The organism is Stenotrophomonas geniculata (assembly GCF_034508895.1).
Lineage (GTDB): Bacteria > Pseudomonadota > Gammaproteobacteria > Xanthomonadales > Xanthomonadaceae > Stenotrophomonas > Stenotrophomonas geniculata.
Window position 1 is genome coordinate 3670423 of record NZ_CP140571.1, and the last position, 21213, is coordinate 3691635.

21 protein-coding genes are annotated in these 21213 nt (G+C 62.5%); 18 read left to right on the top strand and 3 right to left on the bottom strand.

Annotated elements, in window-relative coordinates; all coding sequences use genetic code 11:
* Positions 1–75: 75 nt before the first annotated feature.
* Both RI032_RS16910 and RI032_RS16915 read right to left on the bottom strand, forming a co-directional pair.
* Positions 76–552 (bottom strand): hypothetical protein, encoded by a 477-nt coding sequence (locus RI032_RS16910; protein ID WP_010484832.1) that lies wholly within the window; start codon positions 550–552, stop codon positions 76–78.
* A 93-nt stretch (positions 553–645) separates the two neighbouring features.
* Positions 646–1884: an NADH:flavin oxidoreductase/NADH oxidase family protein gene (locus RI032_RS16915; RefSeq protein ID WP_322547362.1), complete on the bottom strand. Its 1239-nt coding sequence runs from the start codon at positions 1882–1884 to the stop codon at positions 646–648.
* Positions 1885–1973: 89 nt separating this feature from the next.
* On the opposite strand from RI032_RS16915, the gene RI032_RS16920 reads away from it, so the two are divergent.
* Entirely contained in the window at positions 1974–2453 is a 480-nt protein-coding gene (locus tag RI032_RS16920; protein WP_043398672.1) for a MerR family transcriptional regulator, read from the top strand.
* Positions 2454–2469: 16 nt separating this feature from the next.
* Here RI032_RS16920 and RI032_RS16925 read toward each other — a convergent pair whose 3' ends face one another.
* Entirely contained in the window at positions 2470–3678 is a 1209-nt protein-coding gene (locus RI032_RS16925; RefSeq protein WP_322547363.1) for an MFS transporter, read from the bottom strand.
* A 234-nt stretch (positions 3679–3912) separates the two neighbouring features.
* On the opposite strand from RI032_RS16925, the gene RI032_RS16930 reads away from it, so the two are divergent.
* The 17 genes from RI032_RS16930 (at position 3913) to RI032_RS17010 (ending at position 21152) form a co-directional block, all read left to right on the top strand.
* Positions 3913–4170, top strand: coding sequence for a hypothetical protein (locus tag RI032_RS16930; protein ID WP_029379975.1), 258 nt, complete (start codon positions 3913–3915; stop codon positions 4168–4170).
* 36 nt (positions 4171–4206) lie between these two features.
* Complete coding sequence (locus RI032_RS16935) at positions 4207–5886, top strand: type IV secretory system conjugative DNA transfer family protein (RefSeq protein ID WP_010484842.1); 1680 nt, start codon at positions 4207–4209, stop codon at positions 5884–5886.
* Between the two features lie 427 nt (positions 5887–6313).
* Positions 6314–6760, top strand: coding sequence for a hypothetical protein (locus RI032_RS16940; protein WP_010484845.1), 447 nt, complete (start codon positions 6314–6316; stop codon positions 6758–6760).
* 89 nt (positions 6761–6849) lie between these two features.
* Positions 6850–7905, top strand: coding sequence for a VirB8 family type IV secretion system protein (locus RI032_RS16945; protein WP_054172019.1), 1056 nt, complete (start codon positions 6850–6852; stop codon positions 7903–7905).
* Entirely contained in the window at positions 7902–8681 is a 780-nt protein-coding gene (locus RI032_RS16950; RefSeq protein WP_014037652.1) for a TrbG/VirB9 family P-type conjugative transfer protein, read from the top strand. Before RI032_RS16945 ends, RI032_RS16950 begins: the two co-directional genes overlap by 4 nt.
* Positions 8678–9931: a TrbI/VirB10 family protein gene (locus RI032_RS16955; protein ID WP_322547364.1), complete on the top strand. Its 1254-nt coding sequence runs from the start codon at positions 8678–8680 to the stop codon at positions 9929–9931. The genes RI032_RS16950 and RI032_RS16955 overlap by 4 nt, the downstream gene beginning before the upstream one ends.
* A gap of 14 nt (positions 9932–9945) precedes the next feature.
* A complete protein-coding gene (gene virB11 / locus RI032_RS16960; protein WP_322547365.1) occupies positions 9946–10989 on the top strand; it encodes a P-type DNA transfer ATPase VirB11 in 1044 nt (347 codons plus the stop codon).
* Positions 10990–10992: 3 nt separating this feature from the next.
* Entirely contained in the window at positions 10993–11976 is a 984-nt protein-coding gene (locus tag RI032_RS20665; RefSeq protein ID WP_019338164.1) for a lytic transglycosylase domain-containing protein, read from the top strand.
* Positions 11977–12049: 73 nt separating this feature from the next.
* The gene (locus RI032_RS16970) at positions 12050–12460 is read left to right on the top strand and encodes a TrbC/VirB2 family protein (protein WP_010484857.1); all 411 of its coding nucleotides are present in this window, start codon (positions 12050–12052) and stop codon (positions 12458–12460) included.
* Complete coding sequence (locus RI032_RS16975) at positions 12453–12761, top strand: VirB3 family type IV secretion system protein (protein ID WP_010484859.1); 309 nt, start codon at positions 12453–12455, stop codon at positions 12759–12761. Before RI032_RS16970 ends, RI032_RS16975 begins: the two co-directional genes overlap by 8 nt.
* An 81-nt stretch (positions 12762–12842) precedes the next feature.
* On the top strand, positions 12843–15290 hold the full coding sequence (locus tag RI032_RS16980) for a VirB4 family type IV secretion/conjugal transfer ATPase (protein ID WP_010484861.1): 2448 nt from the start codon (positions 12843–12845) through the stop codon (positions 15288–15290).
* Positions 15287–16138 (top strand): hypothetical protein, encoded by an 852-nt coding sequence (locus RI032_RS16985; protein WP_109813653.1) that lies wholly within the window; start codon positions 15287–15289, stop codon positions 16136–16138. The genes RI032_RS16980 and RI032_RS16985 overlap by 4 nt, the downstream gene beginning before the upstream one ends.
* 61 nt (positions 16139–16199) lie before the next feature.
* The gene (locus RI032_RS16990) at positions 16200–17348 is read left to right on the top strand and encodes a TrbL/VirB6 family protein (protein WP_109813654.1); all 1149 of its coding nucleotides are present in this window, start codon (positions 16200–16202) and stop codon (positions 17346–17348) included.
* Positions 17349–17387: 39 nt separating this feature from the next.
* Positions 17388–17930 carry a DUF4189 domain-containing protein gene (locus RI032_RS16995; RefSeq protein WP_109813655.1) on the top strand — a complete coding sequence of 181 codons (543 nt, stop codon included), beginning with the start codon at positions 17388–17390 and terminating at the stop codon, positions 17928–17930.
* Between the two features lie 341 nt (positions 17931–18271).
* Positions 18272–18820, top strand: a complete 549-nt coding sequence (locus tag RI032_RS17000; protein WP_237707004.1) for a DUF4189 domain-containing protein — start codon at positions 18272–18274, stop codon at positions 18818–18820.
* A gap of 733 nt (positions 18821–19553) precedes the next feature.
* Positions 19554–20090, top strand: coding sequence for a hypothetical protein (locus RI032_RS17005; RefSeq protein ID WP_010484878.1), 537 nt, complete (start codon positions 19554–19556; stop codon positions 20088–20090).
* A 57-nt stretch (positions 20091–20147) separates the two neighbouring features.
* On the top strand, positions 20148–21152 hold the full coding sequence (locus RI032_RS17010; protein WP_322547366.1) for an XVIPCD domain-containing protein: 1005 nt from the start codon (positions 20148–20150) through the stop codon (positions 21150–21152).
* The last annotated feature ends 61 nt before the right edge of the window (positions 21153–21213 follow it).

The window sequence follows — 21213 nt, forward strand, 5'->3', positions numbered from 1 at the left end:
GGCGCAGCCACTGTGCCCGACGGCATATCCACGCCATGTGTTTTTCGCGCACGCGATGCGAAGCCGGCGCAGGCTTCAGTCGAACTCGCCCTCGGCCGACTCCAGCCGTTGCCGGTAGGCCGCCCGATGCTGATACAGGCGCTGGCACTCGGCGGACCTGTGGATCCGGCTGGCCGGTTCGTTGGCCACGGCGTCGCACATTCTTGCGATGTGGTTGTTGGACGCCAGTTCGGTCACGAAGAACACGGCAGTGATACCGGTACCGAGCAGCACCACGTAGAGCAGGCGGCTGAGCCAGCGCGTGCGCTTGCGCTCGAAGTGCTGCTGGAGGGTCAGGTCGAAGCGGATGATGCTGAGCACGATCCAGATGATCGCGACCAGGAAGCAGAGGGTGGGCAGCAGGCCACGCCAGAGCCCGGCCTCGTAGACCGATTCGTTGTAGTGGACGGCCGCGCCGGCACCGGCGATGGCGATGGCAAGTGCCCAGTTGCGGCCCAGCGAGAGCAGGTCGTCGAGCAGCTTCTCGCGGTTCCTGGTCGATCCTGCTGCCACGTGGCTTCCATCTCCAAGTTGCGACCGGCGGCGGAGTGTCGCCGATCCTGCAGATGGTGGAGCATCGCTGCGGTGAAGAGAAGTCCGCGCGGCTCAATGTGCGATGACGCTGGCGCCGATCCAGCGCCGGTAGCGGCGGGTCCGACACTTTACGTCCGCCTGTGCCAGCAGCAGTGCCCAGGCCGGTGAGATACCTGGCGCGGTGGGGCGGTGCCGGCTCAACCGGCCCAGCTGATACTTCACTGCGGCCATGTGCGCGCTGGCCGCCAGCGGCTTGCTGCGCCAGTTGATGTTGCGCAGTGTCGGCACCGGGTCGCGGCCCTGCTGCCAGTGCTGCGGCAGATCCGGCTCGATCGCCAGCGCGGTGGCGATGCCGACCATGGCCACGCCGCTGGTCAACACCTGTTCTGCCACTTCGCGGCGGCGGATGCCGCCGGTGACCATCAGCGGCATCGTTGCCACCGTGGCGATCTCGCGTGCGAATTCGAGGAAGTACGCTTCGCGGGCCACGCTGCGTTCGTCGCGTGCGGCGCCGGTCATGGCCGGTGCTTCATAGCTGCCGCCGGACAGTTCGACCAGATCCACGCCGAGGGGCGCCAGCATCTCCACCACGGCGCGCGCGTCCTCGGGCGAGAAGCCGCCCCGCTGGAAGTCGGCGGAGTTGAGCTTCACCGCCACCACGAAGGTGGGCGCCACGGCCGCGCGCACCCCCTGCACGATCTCCAGCAGCAGGCGCGCGCGGTTGTGCAGGCTGCCGCCCCAGCGGTCATTGCGTTGGTTCGACAGCGGCGACAGGAACTGGCTGAGCAGGTAGCCGTGCGCAGCATGGATCTCCACCCCGCTGAAACCGGCGCGCTCGGCCAGCTCGGCACTGCGGATGAAGCGCGCGATCACCGCGTCGATGTCGTCCTCGGTCATCGCCTTCGGCGGTGCGAACTGCTTGGACAGCGCGCCCATCTGCAAAGCAACGGCTGACGGCGCGAGCGCGGGTTGGCCGAGTGCGGCCGGCATCTGCCGCCCCGGGTGATTGATCTGCATCCACATCTGCGCACCCCGCGAGCGGGCAGTGTCCGCCCAGGCGGTGAAGCGGTCGAGGTGACGATCGTCTTCCAGTACCACGCCGCCCGGCCCGGTCATGGCACGCCCATCGACCATTACGTTGCCGGTGATGATCAGTCCGGCGCCGCCGTCGGCCCAGCGCTGGTACAACTGCAGCAGCGCTTCGGAGGGGGCGTGGTCGGCATCGGCCATGTTTTCCTCCATCGCCGCCTTGGCGATGCGGTTGCGGATGACGGCACCGGAGGGTAGTGCCAGGGGCGAGAACAGCGACATCGGACAGCTCCAGGACAGGGGAATGGCGCTACGCTAACCTTCAAGTTTGATTGAAGGTCAACAGGTTCCGATGTCGAGGATTCAGGCAGATGAAGATCGGTGAGCTGGCCCGGCGCACAGGCCTGGCAGCGTCGCGCATCCGATTCTACGAAGAGGCCGGGTTGCTGGTGGTCCAGCGGCAGGCCAACGGCTACCGCGACTACCCGGAGCAGGCGGTGCTGTTGCTGGAGCTGATTACCGGTGCGCAGCGCGCCGGCTTCAGCCTGGAGGAGATACGCGCCCTGCTGCCACCGGACATGGGCCAGTGGCAGCACGACGCATTGATCACGATGCTGCAGCAGAAGGTGACCGACATCGAGGCGCTGCAGTTGCGGCTGGCACAGAGCCGGGCCCATCTGCTGGCCCTGATCGAGGACATCCAGGCACGGCCGGAGGGCATCGACTGCGCGGCCAACTCGCGGCGGGTGCTGGACCGCGTACGGCGCGGTAAGTTGGCGCGACCGACGTTGGCGGCCGGCGATACGGCGTTGCTGCGTCCGGATCGCCGCCGCCGCGCGGGCAGCAGCTGACGAGCCGGCGCCGTGTTCAGTGGCTGCCGGCGGTGGCCTTGCGCTTCCTGTCCAGCATCACTGCCACGCACCACAGCAGCAGGCCGCCGATCGCAGTGGCCGCACCGACATAGCCGGTGCTGGCCGGGCTGAAGCCGGCGCTGATCGCCATGCCGCCCAGCCACGGGCCGAGTGCATTGGCGGTATTGAAGGCGGCATGGTTGGAGGCAGCGGCCAGCGTCTGCGCCTCACCGGCCACGTCCATCAGGCGGGTCTGCAGCACCGCGGCCAGTGCACCCATGGTGCCGACGGTGATGATCATCGGGCCGATGGTCCACACCGATTGCGCGGCCAGCGGATACAGCAGCAGCATCACGATCGACCACACCAGCACCACCGCGGCGGCCTTGAAGTGGAACTTGTCCACCAGCCAGCCACCGGCGATGTTGCCGATGATCGCACCGATGCCGAACACGCCCACCGCCAGCGGCATCCACGATTCGGCTACGCCGGTGACCTGCACCAGGGTCGGCGCCAGGTAGGTGAACACGCAGAACATGCCAGCGAAGCCAACGGCGCCGATTGCCAGCGCCAGCCACACCTGGGTGGTGTTGAAGGCGCGCAGTTCGCGCATCGGCGAAGTGCGCACTTCGTCCGGGTCCGGCAGCAGGAAGCGCGCGATCATCGCCACGGTGGCGATGGCCAGCAGGCTGACCAGGGCAAAGGCGGTGCGCCAGCTCAGCTGCTGGCCCAGCCAGGTGGTCAGCGGATTGCCGACCAGGATCGCAATCGACAGGCCCAGCAGCACCCGCGACATCGCCTGGCCGCGCTGGCCGGCCGGGCTGATCGCCGCCGCCACCAGCATCGCCACGCCGAAGTAGGCGCCGTGTGGCAGGCCCGCGACGAAACGCGCGATCAGCATCGTGCCGTAGTTTGGTGCCAATGCGCTGGTCAGGTTGCCGATGGCATAGAAGCCCATCAGTGCCAGCAGCAGCTTACGGCGCGGGAAGCTGGCGCCGACGAAGGCGAGGATCGGGGCGCCGACCACCACGCCGATGGCGTAGGCGCTGATCAGGTGGCCGACCTGGGTTTCGGAAATCGACAGGCCGCGGCTAATCTCCAGCATCAGGCCCATGCTGGCAAATTCACTGGTGCCGATGGCGAAGCCGCCCAGGGACAGGGCAAGAATGATCAAGGTGCGCTGACGGGGCGTCAGCCGCGCAGCCAGGGAAGCGTTGGGGCTCATGCGGGGGCGCGATGGGGGCGGGGAGCCAGCCATTGTACTGCTGCACCGCAACAGCAGCAGCCACGCCGGGGGCAAATCAGTGTTTGATCGATGGGATTGCGGCACGCCGGGCACGGGCGCGGTGCTGCAGCGCGTGCGGCCCCCTGTTGCCGGACTCCTGCATGTGATGACGACACGGCGGTCGGCATGATGGGCGTGCAGGGGCTGTGGAATGCTGGAACAAGGAGGATGTCGATGCAGGAGTTCAGGCATGTGCTGGAGACGCGCGGCCGCTATCAGCTGGTAGCGGTGTCCTACGCGCCGGTGTACGCTCCGGGCGATGTGGTCGGCCATGCGGTCGTCGCCGACGATGGGGATCGTCTGACCGACCTGGTATCACTGGCCGAAGCGCGCCAACTGCTGTTGCAACGGGTGCGTGAAGAGGGCGAAGAGCCCGGGCTGGAGAACGAAAACCACCTGCGGAAGAAGGCGTCGCGCTGGCGCCGCCGCTAGGCCGTCGCGCCCTTGTGCGCATCATGGAGGATTCGGGTGTTGCCCAGTAAGAAGTATCTGCTCATCGCCATCACCACGCTGGCGACCCTGTTGCTTGGTTTCGTGTTTTCCGGCTACCTGACGTTGTTGTTCCTGGGCCTGGATACCAAGCTGTTCACCTGGAACACCTATTACCAGTACTTCAATGCGCTGGACCAGCCACAGGTCGCGCCGTTCGTGGGCAAGATCAAATGGGCTGGCTACGTGGGCTTCGGTCTGCCGCTGCTGGCCCTGCTGGTGACCGGCCTGGTGCTGCTGCTGAAGAAGGACAAGCGCTCGCTGCATGGCGACGCGCGTTTCGCCACCGGCGCCGACCTGTCCAAGCATGGCATGTTCAAGAAGACCGGGCAGAGCATCGTGGTCGGCAGCCACAGCGGAAAGCTGGTGCGGCTGGACGGCCAGCAGTTCGTGATCCTGGCCGCGCCGACCCGCTCGGGCAAGGGCGTGGGCGTGGTCATCCCCAACCTGCTGGAGTACGGCGAATCGCTGGTGGTGCTGGACATCAAGCAGGAGAACTTCGACCTGACCAGTGGCTGGCGCGCCAGCCAGGGCCAGGAGATCTACCTGTTCAATCCCTTCGCCGAAGATCGGCGCACGCACCGCTGGAACCCGCTCAGCTATGTGTCCGATGATCCGGCGTTCCGGGTTTCGGACCTGATGAGCATTGCCGCGATGCTGTATCCGGATGGGGCCGAGGACCAGAAATTCTGGGTCAGCCAGGCGCGCAACGCGTTCATGGCCTTCACCCTGTATCTGTTCGAGAACTGGGATGACGAGCGCAGCAGCGGATTCCCGGGCGGTTCGGGCACGCCCACGCTGGGCGCTGTCTACCGGTTGTCATCGGGCGATGGCACCGATCTGAAGAAGTACCTCAAGGCTTTGTCGGAGCGGTCGTTCCTCAGTGGCAACGCCCGTTCGGCGTTCGCCAACATGCTGTCCCAGGCCGACGAGACCTTCGCTTCGATCCTCGGCACCTTCAAGGAGCCGCTCAATCCCTGGATCAACCCGGTGCTGGACAAGGCCACCAGCAGCAACGACTTCCTGCTGACCGACGTGCGCAGGAAGAAGATGACCATCTACATCGGTATCCAGCCGAACAAGCTGGCCGAGAGCCGGCTGATCATCAACCTGTTCTTCAGCCAGCTGATCAACCTCAACACCAAGGAACTGCCCAAGTCCAACCCGGACCTGAAGTACCAGTGCCTGTTGCTGATGGACGAATTCACCTCGATCGGCAAGGTCGAGATCATCGCCTCGGCGGTGTCCTACATGGCCGGTTACAACATCCGCCTGCTGCCGATCATCCAGAGCATGTCCCAGCTCGATGCCACCTATGGCCGGGAAGTCTCGCGAACGATCATCACCAACCACGCGTTGCAGATCCTGTACGCGCCGCGCGAGCAGCAGGACGCCAACGACTACTCCGACATGCTGGGCTACACCACCATCCGCAAGAAGAACGTCACCCATGCCCGCGAGAAAACCCACAACTTCACCGAGGAGCGGCGCGCACTGATGCTGCCTCAGGAGCTGAAGGCGATGGGGCCGGACAAGGAAGTATTCCTCTACGAGGGCATACCGCATCCGGTGAAGTGCGACAAGATCCGCTATTACAAGGATCGCTATTTCACGTCGAGGCTGCTGCCGAAGGTCGACGTTCCGATGCTTAACGTCTAATTCACGTCGCTAAATTTGTGACATGGATTCATATTCACTGACATGAAATCGTGACCTGAGTCAAAAATTCGGCATCTGTTCATAGATTTTCAGACTTGTCTGACATGGAATTGACGCGTGGTTGTGTAACTCTGTGTTCGTCATCCAGAAGTGTGTGCTGGATGGCAAAAGTTGTAACGCAGGGTGGCCAGGAGTTTGTGCCATGGAAACAAGGATGGTTTCGACGTTGGTGAGGGTGTGCGGGTGTGTCGTCGGCAACGTCTGGCGGCCCCGCGACCTGGTTGGCAGCTTTCGGGCTGCAGGGGAGCCGGGGCAGGTGTGCTGCATGCCAGCGCGTCTCCCCGATTCCGGCGTGCGCCATGCAGCGCCGGACGACCAGGGAACCAACGCTCGGGACTGCTTTTTCGTACGTCAAAGTGAAGCCCGTATGAATCAGGCGTTTATCGCGAAAATCTCCATCGCCGCAGTCGCGGCGCTGATGGTGGCAGGGTGTGCCACCAAGTCCGCCCCCGATTTCGGTGGGCGCTGGAAGCCGGTCAATCGCTTTGCCGTGGCGACGACCGAGATCCCGCTGTACTCCAGCTACGTCTACCAGGCCTCGCCGATGGATGGCACGCTCAAAGCCATGCTCGAGCGCTGGGCCAAGGATTCCGGACGAACACTGGACTACCGCCTCAACTCGGACTTCACGCTGTATGGCGCGGTCTCGAAGATCGACACCACCAATGCACAGCAGGCTGTGATCGATCTGACTTCGGCGTATTCGGCGCAAGGCATCTCCGTCTCCATTGTTGGCAACCAGATCGTTGTGCAGAGCGCTGGCTCGACGCCCACCGCGTCGGCGCAGGGCGCTGATTCCAACAGCGGCACCTGAGTCCACCTCGAAACCATCGAACGTGCTGCTCCCCGCGCCTGTCGCAGGGGCTCCATGCCCATTGATGTTTCAGCAGTACGGAAGAATCCATGTTCCGCAAGAAGGATCCCGGCAACAGTCCCAAGGTCGAGCAGTCGGTCGCCAAGGCGGTCAGCTACGAGATCACCGTGGCCGACATGGCGCGTCGCAGCGAGCGGCGCGCGTGGTGGGTCGCCACGGGCTCGTTGCTGATGTCGCTCGCACTGGCGGGCGGCTACTACTACATGCTGCCGCTGAAAGAGAAGGTGCCGTTCCTGGTGATGGCCGACGCGTATACGGGTACCGCGACGGTCGCGCGCCTGAGTGGCACGTTCCAGGGCGAGACCATCACCAGCAACGAAGCGATCAATCGCAGCAATGTCGCCCAGTACGTGCTGGCACGTGAATCGTACGACTCGGCGGTAATGGGCCTGCGCGACTGGGAGCTGGTGTTCGTGATGTCCACCGATCCGGTGGCGCAGTCCATGCGCGTGCGCTATGCCGGCAACAACCCGCAGAACCCGTTCGTGATGTATGGCCGCGAACGCGCCATCCGGGTCAAGATCCTCAGCATCACGCCGCTGGGCGCCGAACCGAACGGCAGCTTCCGCGGTGCGTCGGTGCGCATCCAGCGCAGCCTGTTGGACAAGCGCACTGGCGTTGCCACCTACCTGGACAATCAGCTGGTGACGATGCGCTTCGGCTACAACCAGAACCTCGCGCTGTCCGAGCAGGATCGTATCCTCAATCCGCTGGCCTTCCAGGTCACCGAGTATCGCGTCGACAACGACTATTCCCGTGGCGTCCCGGTGCCGGATGACGGCGCCATGCAGGCGCAGGCGCAGCAGGCTGCACAGGCCGCGCAGCAGGCACAGGGCGTCTACGATCCGAACAATCCGGCTGCGGCCACGATGATCGATCCTGCCACCGGCCAACCGGTCGCGGCTCCGGTCAACGGCCAGGTGCCGGGTCAGGCGATGCCGGGCCAGCCCGTACAGGGTCAACCCATGCCGGGTCAGCCGGTGCAGGGGCAAGTAACGCCGGGGCACGCCATGCCCGGACAGCCGGCCATGAGGCCGGCGCAGAACAATTCCACCGGAACTGCTGATGGAGCAAGCAACCGATGAGTAGTCGAAATATCAGGGGAAGCGCGCTGGCGCTGCTGTCGATGTTGTCGCTGTTGTTTTCAGCAGCAGCGATGGCGCAGGCGGTGGACCACTACGAGTACGAGAAGGACCGCATCTATCCGGTTCGCACCGGCCTGGGCCTGACCACCCAGATCGAGTTGAGCCCGAACGAGAAGATCCTCGACTACAGCACCGGCTTCAGCAGCGGCTGGGAGCTGACCCGGCGCGAGAACGTGTTCTACCTCAAGCCGAAGAACGTCGACGTGGACACCAACATGATGGTGCGCACCGAGACCCACTCCTACATCTTCGAGCTGAAGGTGGTAGCCACTGACTGGCGCCAGCTGGAACAGGCGCGTCGTGCAGGCGTGCAGTACAAGATCGCCTTCGTCTATCCGAACGACACCGTGTTCGGCGTCGCCCAGGAAGCGGTCGAAGAAGAGGCCAAGCCATTGTTGAGCTCTGAACTGGCCAAGGACCGCCAGTACAACTTCAACTACTCCTATTCGACCAGCAAGGCGAAGAAGATGGGATGGCTGATCCCGGTCAACGCCTATGACGATGGTCGTTTCACCTACCTGAAACTGCCGAATTCGCCGGAGTACAAGACCGGCATCTTCCCGGCGGTTTTCGGTCGCGAAACGGAATACGGTGAAGACTTCGTGGTCAACACCACGGTTGAAGGCAATACGCTGATCGTGCACGGGACGCACCCGTACCTGGTCATCCGCCACGGCGACTTCGTCGTCGGCCTGCGAAGGAACGTGAAGAAATGAGCCAGCAGAACACTCCCGGAAACGACCCGAACAACGGACGCGACGAGAGCCAGAGCCCGTACGGCGTACAGGGTGCCCCGGACGCGCCGTCGAATCCCTACTTCGGCACGGCCCAGGCCGAGCCGGCGCCGGATCTGGACGCGGCCGCGCCGCAGCTGCGCTCGGCCGAAGAGCAGCGGTTGAATCGCAAGGCCCTGCTGTTCCTCGGCGGCATCGTGCTGCTGCTGATGGCAATGGGCTTCCTGCTGTTCCGCAAGGGCCAGGATAGTGATGACGCCGTGCAGAAGGTGCCGGATGTCGCACGTGCCAGCACGCCGACATTGCCGGACGTTGCGCCGCCTCCGCAGGCGCCGCCGACTGCCGCCGAACCGATTCCCATGCTTCCGCCGATGCCACAGGACGAAGGTCCGAAGCTGGTGCCCATCGCATCCCGGCCGGAAGCCATGGGACCCCGTGAGCCGACGCTGGTCGAGCGCCGGATGGCTGGCGTGGATGATGCCGCGCTTGCGGCAGGCAATCGCGCGCAACCGCAGCGCAGTGCGCTCGACGAACAGACCCGCCAGGCGCTGCTTGCGAACATGATGCCCAACCAGCAGGGGCAGCAGAAGATCCGCCGTGGGCCGGATGTGGAAGACGTTTCCAGTGCCGCCTACATCCAGAGCCCCGATGCGCTGCTGGTGCGCGGCACCTACCTGCGGTGCGTGCTGGAAACCCGCATCATCACCGATCTGGCCGGCTACACGTCGTGCCTGCTGACCGAGCCGGTGTACTCGATCAACGGTCGCAACCTGCTGCTGCCGAAGGGCTCCAAGATCTATGGCGCCTATGGCGGTGGTCCGATCGGCAAGCGCGTGGAAGTGATCTGGGATCGCATCACCACCCCCAATGGCATCGATGTTGCGATGTCCAGCCCGGGCGTGGATCAGCTGGGCGGCGCCGGTCATCCGGGCCAGTACAGCGCGCACTGGGGCAGCCGTATCGCCTCGGCGCTGATGATCAGCCTGATTTCCGATGCCTTCAAGTACGCGGCTGCCGAACATGGTCCGGAGACGACCACCATCGCCAACAACGGCATGACGGTGCAGTCGCCCTATGAGAGTGCTACCGCACGCACGATGGAGCGCTTGGCCAACGAGGCACTCAGCAGCAACCGTCGTCCGCCGACCGTCACCATCAACCAGGGCACGATCGTGAATGTCTACGTTGCCAAGGACGTCGACTTCACCAACGTGCTCCACCCCCGCCGGTAACCCAACGAACGATCATGGACGCCGAAGTGTCACCCCTCGCCCTCGTCTCCAGCGATTTCCTGCGCTATCAGTACGAAGTGCTGGGCATCGCCGAGTACATGACTTCCCCGGAAGTGACGGAAATCTGCATCAACCGTCCCGGTGAGCTGTACCTGGAAACCCGGGTGGGGTGGCAGCGGGTAGACGTGCCGAGCCTGACCTTCGAGCGGGCCCGGCAGTTCTGCACGGCGGTGGTGAACGAGAGCAACACCGGTCAGCGCATTACCGATGCCGATCCGGTCGTGTCGCTCACGTTCCCCACCGGCCAGCGTGCGCAGTTCGTGATTCCGCCGGCATGTGACGCCGGGAAGGTATCAATCACCATCCGTCTGCCGTCCAAGCACACCAAGTCGCTGAGCCAGTATCACGAAGATGGTTTCTTCAACCAGATCCTGGAAAGCGATGGCAGCATCAGCGAGCAGGACCGCGAGCTGCTGGAACTGCGCCAGCAGCGCGAATACGCCGAGTTCTTCCGGCGTGCGGTGATGTACCGCAAAAACATCGTGGTGTCCGGTGCGACCGGCAGCGGCAAGACCACCTTCATGAAAGCGCTGGTCAATCATATCCCCGACAACGAACGCCTGGTCACGATCGAGGACGCACGCGAGCTGTTTCTGACCCAACCCAATGTGGTGCACCTGCTGTACTCCAAGGGTGGGCAGAGCACCAGCAACGTCAGCGCAAAGAGCTGCATGGAAGCCTGCCTGCGCATGAAGCCCGAACGCATCATCCTTGCCGAGCTGCGCGGTGACGAGGCGTTCTACTTCATCCGCAACTGCGCATCGGGCCACCCGGGCTCGATCACCAGTTGCCATGCGGGCAGTCCGGAGCAGACCTGGGACCAGTTGGCCCTCATGGTGAAGGCCTCCGCCGAAGGTTCGGGCCTGGAATTCAACGTGATCAAGCGACTGTTGATGATGACCATCGACATCGTTGTGCATATCAAGGCGCACGCCGGTTCGCGCTACATCACCGGTATCGATTTCAATCCTGGGCGCGCCCAGGGGCAGGAGGGCTGAAGGATGCTGCCAGGACTGGAGATGATGGCGTGCCCGGAGATGGCGGTGTCGATGGACGTGATGCAGCACGTCATCAACGTTGAATCGTCACGCAACCCTTATGCCATCGGCGTAGTTGGTGGCGCTCTGGTGCGCCAGCCCAAGGCGCTGGATGAAGCGCTGGCGACGGTTCGGATGCTGGAAGAGAAGGGCTACAACTTCTCCATCGGGTTGGCCCAGGTCAATCGCTACAACCTCGGCAAGTACGGCCTGGATTCCTACGAGAAGGCCTTCCAGCAGTGCCCGAACCTGCAGGCGGGCTCGCGCATCCTGGCCGAGTGCTACAAGCGCTCCGGTGGTGACTGGGGCAAGTCGTTCAGCTGCTACTACTCGGGAAATTTCGAGACCGGCTTCCGCCATGGCTATGTGCAGAAGGTCTACGACTCGATGCGCCGCGGGCAGCAGCTTGCCACCAATGGTGTTGCGCCGATCGACGTGGTGAGTCGCGGTGAACGCCGCAGCGTGAAGGTCGAGCATCATCCGCAGCTGGCCTCTCCGGCGCAGGCCCGCATCGTTGCGCAGTCCAATGGCCCGGTGTACGTGCCGTCGGAAGACCCGGCACGTGCGTATGTCGTGTATCCCTCCACCGGTGCGATGGCGCGGGGCAGCCTGCTGAACATCGCCGACCAGGCGCTGTCCAAGGTAGTGCTGGGTTCGGTGGACCGGATGATGCAGCCACAGCCGCAGCCCACCCAAGGGGCCACGTATCCGCAGCAACAGGCCGGTGGCATGCCGCAGCAGCTGCCTCAGCCGGGTCCGGCGCAGGCAATGGCCATGCCGCAGCAGTTGCCGGGCGCTGCCGGCGCCGGCAACGAGGGGCCCGTGATGCTGCGCCCCTGGAGCGAGCGCAATCAGCCTGTGGCCGGTGGCGAAAATTCATTCAACGCACCGGTGCAGGCGGCACCGGTGCAGCAGATTCCCGCAGGGGATGCGGCCTTCGTGTTCTGACGAAGTCGTGGTGCGGCCAGTCCCCCGGCTGGTCGATTCAGTTGTGTTAGTCCATCAACAAGGAAATCAATCCATGAAGCGATCCAATCTCGACCTCGTCCAGGCCCAGCGCACGCTGAAGACCCTGCTGATGGCCACGATCTTCGTTGGCGCACTGTTCGCCCCGCAGGTGTTCGCCACCAACACCGACTTCGGCGGCACCGACAAGAAGGTCTGCGGTTTCTTCTCCAACATCAACGGCCTGCTGAACATGGCCTCGATCGCCGTGGTGACCATTGCGGTGATCTTCGCCGGCTACCAGATCGCTTTTGCTCACAAGCGCATCAGCGACGTCGCGCCGATCCTGATCGGTGGCGTGCTGATCGGTGCCGCCGGCCAGATCGCGCGCATGCTGCTGGGTGAAGGCAGCGACGGCAAGTGCGGTGCTGGCACCAGCACGACCTACTACCTGATCAACAACGCGATCCAGTACTACAGTGCATAAGAACGTCGTGTTCCGCGGCTGCACGCGCCCAGCGATGTTCCTGGGCGTGCCTTATCTGCCATTTTTCATGGTGGCAGGCGGGCTGTTGCTGCTCAGTGTGTACACGAACTTCTGGTTCCTGCTCACCATTCCGGTGGCGATTTTCATCATGCGGCACATGGCCAAGCGTGACGAAATGATCTTCCGCCTGCTGGGCCTGCGACTGATGTTCAAGCTGAAGGTGCGCAACGTGCCGGAACACGATGGCATGTGGGTGTTCAACCCCAATCACTACCGCAACAAGCCGGCCCGAATGGATTGAGGTCCGGATCCGGCCTGGCGGGCGTTCTCGCCCGCCAGGTCTCTTGAAACTCCTTGGCAGTACCTCTTTGGAAGCAGTCGTATGTTCAGCCCTGACACCTCCATCAGTGAGTTCATCCCGTTGTCGTCGCATGTCGCTCCGAACGTGGTCAAGACCACGGGCGGCGACTACCTGATGACCTGGCATCTGGAAGGACTGCCGTTCGTCGGCCGTGAGGAGTGGGAGCTCGAGCATCGCCACAACACGTTCAACCGCCTGCTGCAGACCCTGCGCGCACCGGACTTCGTCAACGTCGCTTTCTGGGTGCACGACATCCGTCGCCGCCGCACGCTGAAGGGCAAGAGCAGCTACAAGCAGCGCTTCAACCAGGACGTGTCCGACCAGTACATGGGCATGTTGTCCTCGCAGCGCATCATGCAGAACGAGCTGTACCTGACCATGATCTACCGCCCGGTGGTGGCCGGTAAGCGCTTTGTCGAAAAGTCGGCGAACGTAGACAAGCTGCGCGCCGAGCAGGAACAGGCGGTCGAGAAGCTGATGGAACTGGCTGGCAACGTCGAGGCCGTGATCCGCGACTACGCGCCGTATCGCCTGGGCATGTACGAAGCCAAGAACGGTGTGGTGTTCTCGGAAACGCTGGAGCTGTTCGGCTACCTGATCAATCGCATCGATGAGCCGGTGCCGGTGCTGTCGGCGCCGATCAAGGATTACCTGCCTGTCAGCCGCCACATGTTCTCGGCCAAGACCGGCGATTTTGCGATCAACACCCCCAATGGCGCCAACCATTTTGGCGCCATCCTGAACATCAAGGAGTATGCCGAGGGGACCTACCCGGGCATCCTCAACGGCCTGAAGTACCTGGATTACGAGTACGTCATCACCCATTCGTTCAGCCCGATGGGGCGTCAGGATGCGCTGAAGGTGCTCGACCGCACCAAGGGCATGATGATCTCCTCCGGCGACAAGGCGGTCAGCCAGATCGTCGAGCTGGACCAGGCCATGGATCAGCTGTCGTCGGGCAACTTCGTGCTGGGTGAATACCACTTCATCATGGCGGTCTACGGCGACACGCAGGCCAAGCTTTCGCAGAACGTCGCCTCGACCCGTGCCGAGCTGTCAAACGCCGGATTCGTGTCGACCAAGGAAGACCTGGCGGTTACCTCGTCCTTCTATTCGCAGCTGCCGGGTAACTGGCGCTACCGCACTCGCCTGGCCAATGTCAGTTCGCTGAACTTCCTGGGCCTGTCGCCGCTGCACAACTTCGCCACCGGCAAGCAGCACAACAATCCGTGGGGCGACTGCGTCACCACGTTGCAGACCACCAACGGCCAGCCGTACTACTTCAATTTCCACGCGACCCATCCGTCGGAAAACTCGCTGGGCGAGAAGGCGATCGCCAACACCATGGTGATCGGCAAGTCCGGTACCGGTAAGACCGCGCTGATCAACTTCCTGCTCAGCCAGGTGCAGAAGTACGAGCCGTCGCCGACCATCTTCTTCTTCGACAAGGACCGCGGTGCTGAGATCTTCGTGCGGGCCTGCGGAGGTAACTATCTGGCCCTGGAGAACGGCGCGCCGACCGGCTTCAACCCGTTCCAGTGCGAGAACAACGAAGCCAACGTGCAGTTCCTGGCCGACCTGATCAAGGTGCTGGCCGGCAAGCGCGAGTACAGCGCCCGCGAGGAAGAAGACATCTACCGCGCCGTGGAAAGCATGCTCGATACGCCGATGCATCTGCGCAGCATGACCAACTTCCAGAAGAGCCTGCCCAACATGGGCGACGACGGCCTCTACGCGCGCATGCGCCGTTGGACCTCGGGCAATTCGCTGGGCTGGGTGTTCGACAATCCCGTGGATACCGTTGACCTGAGCAAGGCCAACATCATCGGCTTCGACTACACCGACATCATCGACAACCCTGAAGTGCGCGTGCCGGTCATTAATTACCTGCTGCACCGCCTGGAGTCGCTGATCGACGGCCGTCCGCTGATCTATGTGATGGACGAGTTCTGGAAGATCCTGGATGGCGAGGGTGGCCTGAAGGAGTTCGCGAAGAACAAGCAGAAGACCATCCGTAAGCAGAATGGTCTCGGCATCTTTGCCACACAGAGCCCGGAGGACGCGCTGAAGAGTGATATCTCCGCCGCCCTGATCGAACAGACCGCTACCCTGATCCTGCTGCCGAACCCGAATGCCAGCAAGAGCGACTACATGGATGGCCTGAAGTTGACCGAGGCCGAGTTCAATGTGGTTACCGCCTTGGACGAGCGCTCGCGTTGCTTCCTGGTCAAGCAGGGTCATGCGTCCAGTGTCTGCCAGCTCAACCTGCGCGGCATGGACGACATCCTGTCGGTGATCTCGGCGTCGACCGACAACATCGACATCATGCATCGTGTCCTGCAGACCGCCGCCGTGCGTGCACGTGTGACGGTGGATGAGCTGACGCCGGAACAGTGGCTGGAAGATTTCTACAAGAACCGCAAGGGCTCCGGAAAGCCCGCATCCAACAGTAAGGAGGTTGCAGCATGACTGTCGCAACAGACGTGAACGCAGCAAGCCCCTTGAATTCGATGGAGAAGAACATGGAAACCACTGCCCGTACTGCCAAGACGCCGAGTGCAGTCTCCCGGCTCCGTTCCACCGCCATGGCGATTTCCGTCGCCGCATTGCTCGGCTTCCCCGTGAAGGGATACACCATCCCGGTGGTTGAGGTTGGCTTGAATACCTTCAACAGCACGCTGACTGAGGTCCATACGCTTGCCGCTCAGGGGGAAGCCTTGCTCGAGTACAGTACCCAGGCGCAACGGTTTCTGGAAACAACTCAGAACTGGGCGCAGAAGCTGGCGAAGTTCAATCAGATCATCGCCTCGCCACTGATGCCTCAAGGCGTGAAGCTGGAGCCGGTTCCGCTTGAGTGGAATGTCGCCGAGCGCTGCGGCGCCGGCAATATCATGAGCCTGAGCGGTATCCTCACTGCGTTGGACTTGAGCCCGGGTGGGGACATCATCGCCCAGCAGCGCAACATCTGCGCTGCAATCCAGGTCATGGAGAATCAGAAGTACAACGAGACCGTGGAAGTTGTGCAGAAGACGATGCCCGACATGCGCAAGGTGCTGGACAGGATCAAGGATATCCGCGATCTGTGGAGCGGCGAGGGTGCGATGGCGGAGGCCTCCGCGAATGCAGTCGTTTCTGACGCCTATATGCAGGCGGATTTTGCGACCTGGGAAAAGAAGACTGAAGGGTATGACAAGCAGATTCAGGCGCTGACCAAGATGCAGCAGATTCTTGCGCAGCGCGCATTGAAGGGTACCGGTCAGTCACCTCTCGGTACCGTAGTGAAGGCCGCGGCACTGAAGGCAGCGCTCTCCAACTGATTAGACGCTGCTCCGGTCGAGCTGCAATCACATTCTAGGTGAAGTTATGGATCTTGGGCTGATGGATGGCATGTTGGGGCAAGGCCCCCTGCACACGCTGCAGAATCTGCACGCGTCATCCTCAATTGGTGACTTTGTGTTCTTCCGGCTGATCCTCGATTACCTGCATAAGGAAATCGCGGAGTACGGCGTCAAGCTGCTTGGACGCATGATGGCGTGGGTCGGTGGCATTGCACTGACTCTCATGACGCTCTGGGTGCTGATTCAGGGTTTCCGGATCGCCACCGGTCGCAGCCGCGATTCGATGATGGTGCTCGTGACCAACATGGCCAAGGCTGCGCTGATCGTGTCGGTTGCCACGACCATGGGTATGTTCGGTCGCGAGATGCATGGCTTTCTCATCAATGACGTGAAGAACGAGATCACTTACGTCGTGACCGGGAAGAAGGACTCACCGGAGGATCTGATCGATGAGAACCTGGGCTACATGCAGCTGGCGCTATCCAGCGTTGACGCGCTGGACGTGATGAGCGACGTGACGCTGGACAACGCGAAGACCCGTGCCATGTGGTTCATTGGTATGGGCACGGGTGGTCCGGCAGTCACAGCTGGCTCAATGCTTTTGCTGTATGAGGTCGCGCTGGCGTTGTTCATCGGCCTGGGGCCATTGTTCATCCTGTGCTTGCTGTTTGACCAGACCAAGCAGCTGTTCCAGAAGTGGCTGCTCTACGGCATAGGCACGATGTTCTCCATGGCGGTTCTGGCAGCGATGACGGGCATCGCGATGAAGATGGTGTCCAAGGTTGCGTTCGCCTTCTGGGGAAGCACGTTGACGGGCACGCTGATGGGTCAGAATTTCAGTGAAGGTATGTCGAGCATGGCGCTGCAGCAGGGCGGCATGGGCCTGATCCTGACCACGCTGATTCTGACTGCGCCCCCAATGGCGGCGATGTTCTTCCAGGGAACATTGGGCAGCTTCATGGCATATTCGCAGATAGGCGGTAGTGCAGTACCGGCATCGCCGGGCCCGAATGGTCAGCCGCCGGGTTCGACGGGCGGTGGTCAGAGTTACAAGCCAGAGGCACCGTCCTCAGCTGCGGGATCTCAGTTGGGTGGAGGACAAGCGGTAATGCCAAGATTGCAAGGTGGACATGAGCCTCAGCATCCGTCTTCTGGCCTCAGAGGGAACGCCAATTCAGGAATTGCCTAGTTTGATCGCTTGGCTGGAGACGGTGGAGGTACGTTCGCTATGAAGTTGATTGCACATTGGGTGTTGCTCGCCTCGTGCCTGCTGCTATTAGGTGGTGTTGATCGTGCGTGGGCAGAAGGAAACTGCCCGCCCGGGTATTACCCTATTGGCGGGCAGGGCGCGCGCGGATGTGCGCCGATTCCGGGAGGTGCCACTGGAAGCACTGGCTCCTCCGAGATCCGTCTCGCAACTCCGACTGGCAAATGGACCAAGACCTGGGGGGCAATTGCGGAGTCGAAAAGTACTCAGGATGCTGGGGTTTCAACGGGGTTGCGATCCAAGAATGAGGCCGAGCGCGAAGCAGTTTCAAAGTGTGGAGCGTCAGGTGCCCGGGACTGCACGGTCAGCATGAGCTATTTCAACCAGTGTATTTCCTGGGTCATTCCAAGCGGACGATCCGGTGCTGGACGTGCGGGACTTGGGACAGGGGCTACCCCCGAGTTGGCGCTTGTCGCTTCGGAAGCAATGTGCCGCAATGATCGCGCAGGACGGTGTGAAGTGTTCTATTCGAACTGTACCAAGCCTTTGTTTGATGAATTCTGATCAAGGGCATGCGGCAAGGAATATCAGAGCAATGGCACACCAGGAGGTACACGCGGCGGTCGAGTCAATGCGTTGTCTGAGTGCCCCAAACGGTCAGCCAAGCGCGCACCTCCCGAGCATCGCCGGGCCCGAATGGTCAGCCTCCGGGTTCGACGGGCGGGCAGAGCTATAAACCGAGTTCGCCTTCTGTGACGCAAGCTGATGCTGGTGGTGTGGGGCAGGTGGTCATTCCACGATTGTATGGCGGAGGCGATTCGGTGCCGTCAGCCTCTGGTCTTAGGGGGAATGCCAATTCCGGTGCCGTCTAGCTGGTCCAATGAGAAGGGGGTGAGGACAGTTTTATGAATGGAGCAAAGCAATGGGTGATTCTTTTCTTCTTTCTTCTCGTCTCATTGACCGAAGTTGCGTTCGCTGAAGGCAATTGTCCGCCAGGGTACTATCCAATTGGAGGTCAGGGCGCCCGAGGTTGTGCCCCCATTCCAAGTGGCGCACCGAGTAGCACATCGAGTGGCGGGATTTCCGAATTGCCCGCAAACTCTCCGACGGGGCGGTGGATAAAGACTTGGGGGGCAATCGCCGAGTCCCGGTCTACTCAGGACGCAGGAGCATCGACTGGCCTTCGGTCACAGCTAGCGGCAGAGCAAGAGGCGTTGCGGAAGTGCAGTTCAACGGGTGCCGCCGATTGCTCCGTCAGTTTGGCGTATCGAAATCAGTGTGTGGCTTGGGTCATTCCAAGTGGGAAGACGGGTCGTGGAATGTCGGCGCTGGGGCGTGGTGCTACGCCGGAAATGGCGCTGATAATGGCGCACTCCAAGTGCAAGAATGATGTGAGCGGGAAGTGCGCGGTGCTGTATGAAAACTGTACCAAGCCTATTTTTGAAGAATTTTGATGTAAATGTGTCGGCGGGCTCGCTGGTATAGTCTCGAAGAATGTTGTCGTTGGAGAGCCACGGCATAAAATGCTGCGCGCCTACTTCCGGCTGAATGTGTCTCAGCAGTCTCTTCTACTGCGCTGATGTTCACTGGGACGAAATGCGTTAATGCTAGTACGGTAAGCTGGGCAACTTAGACTGCCTTGCGGGACTGCAGAGCTGTGGCGGGAGCACAATGCAGATCCGTCTACGTCGCGTGTGCTATTCCACTTTTCAACAGATATCAGGCGTACGCGGCCGGACGCTGCCCGAGGCGGAGGAAAAGGCAGTGGGAGAATGTATCGACGCCGATGCGAAAGCCTGTCCTCTGGCATTCAACAACTGCATGTGAAGCTACAGGCGATTTGGGGGTGTTGCGCCGCCTGCGCCCGTCTTGCTTCGTGGATGCGGTCCCCGATTCTGTGACTGGTAGCGCCATTTCAAGCTTTCGCTCTTCGACGCAAGCGACCTCCTCGCGCTAAGCTCTCCTGGCGTCAGAAAAATGACGCTTCGGCGCTACCGATTGCAGGAGCTTTCCCGTCCATGAGGACCCTGTCCCTCCGCTCAACGGGTGACGCATGCCACCGACGCTGCCATGGTGCTCCCGGAGCTATCATCCGCATCTGCAGGGCGACTGGCGCGACTGGGCAACGCCACTATGCCCGCCTCCGACGCGAGCATCGGCGGGACGATATTGAAGGAGTGGGAGGGGATGGAAGACAGGGTTGGCGCACACATGGACGATGCCCTGGCATTTGTTCCGTCCGGTGCGAACCTGCTGGAAGCCGTCAGGGGCGAGCTCAACGGCGATGGCATCGAGTATCAGCTGCTGGTCATCGACCAGCCGACGCCGGAAGGGCTGGTGCCCGGCCAACACGGACCGAACCGGGTGCTGCTGTTGCTACGCGGTGACGGGCGCGGGCGCTGGCAGCTGGCCGCGCGCAACGACAAGCTGGTGCCGTGTTCCACCCGAGGTGGCTTGGCCGGCGACCCTTTTGCGTATGCAATGGTCGAGGAGGGCACCTTCAGCGTGATCACCAACGGCGGTAGCCGCGAGCGCTGGAGCAGCACCTACCGGTTCCGCTATGCGCCCGCGGACAAGGCCTGCTGGGTGGACGGGGTGAGACGCAAGGTCGTGGATATCGAGACCGAAGCGACCAACATCCGGGATTACTCGGTGGCGGAGCTGGGCAGGGTGCGGTTCGAGGACTTCGATCCGTCCAGTGTCGCGGAGGTGTCGCTTCCATGAGCCAAGCTCCAACCGGCGGAAGGGAATCCGCGCTGATGAAGATTCAGGAGTTGCACTGTGTCGACCGATAGAGAGTCGCAGCTGTTGCGGCAGGCGACCAAAGCCGGCATCGACTCCCCGCTTGAACTGGCCAATTTCATGGCCCAGGCAGGGCACGAGTCGCGCGGCTTGAGCCGGCTCAATGAAAGTTTCAACTTCACCCGGGGAATCTCGCAGATCCCGGTGGAAGCTGCGTGGCGCAATGGCAACGCTGCGTTGGAGAGCGCCCGCCAGGAAGCGCTGCGTGGCCGCCCGGAAAACCTGGCTGAGCTGATGTACGGCGGACGCATGGGCAATGATGTGCCCGGCGACGCATTGAAGTACCACGGCCGCGGCTATCTGCCGTTGGTCGGCAAGGAGAATTACGAGCGTGCCGGCAAAGCGCTGGATCTGGATCTGGTGAATCAGCCGGAACTGGCCGCGCAGCCCGAGCACGCAGGCCGTATTGCGGTGTGGCAGTGGCAGACGCGAGTACCGGAGGCGGCGCGCGAGGATGTGCGCGAGGCAACGCATGCGCTCAATGGCGCCCTCAATGGCATCGAGGCGCGCCGGCAACGCTTCGAGGTCTGGCAGCAGAAGCTGACGCCGGATGTGATGGCGCGGCTGGAGCGGGGTGAGGTCGGTGCGCCGGCGCAGAGTGTTGCCCGAGACATGTCGCAGACCGGTGAGCCCGGCAACGCGTTGTTCGAGGATGCACGCCGACGCCTGCAGCAGATGGGAGTACAGAGTGGACTGCGCAGCGTACAAGAGCTCGACAATGCCGCTGGCGCATTGGCGCTGGGGGCGCATAAAGCCGGCCTGTCGCGCATCGATCATCTCCTGGCCGGCAATGACGGTCGCACGCTGTTTGCAGTACAGGGTGGGCTGGGCGATCCGGCCATGCTGCGCGCATCGGTCGATCGCGAACAGGCGGCGCAGCAGCCGCTGGCGCAGAGCAGCCAGCAGTTGGCCGCCAGCGTCGCCCAGCAGGACCCGGCGGCTGCGCTTGCCCGCGAGCAGGAGCAGCGCTCTCGATCCCTGTAGCACCTGATGCCGGCGGGCAGGGTGCCTGCAGGCGCTTTACGTACGACGCGTGGCGCCCTGT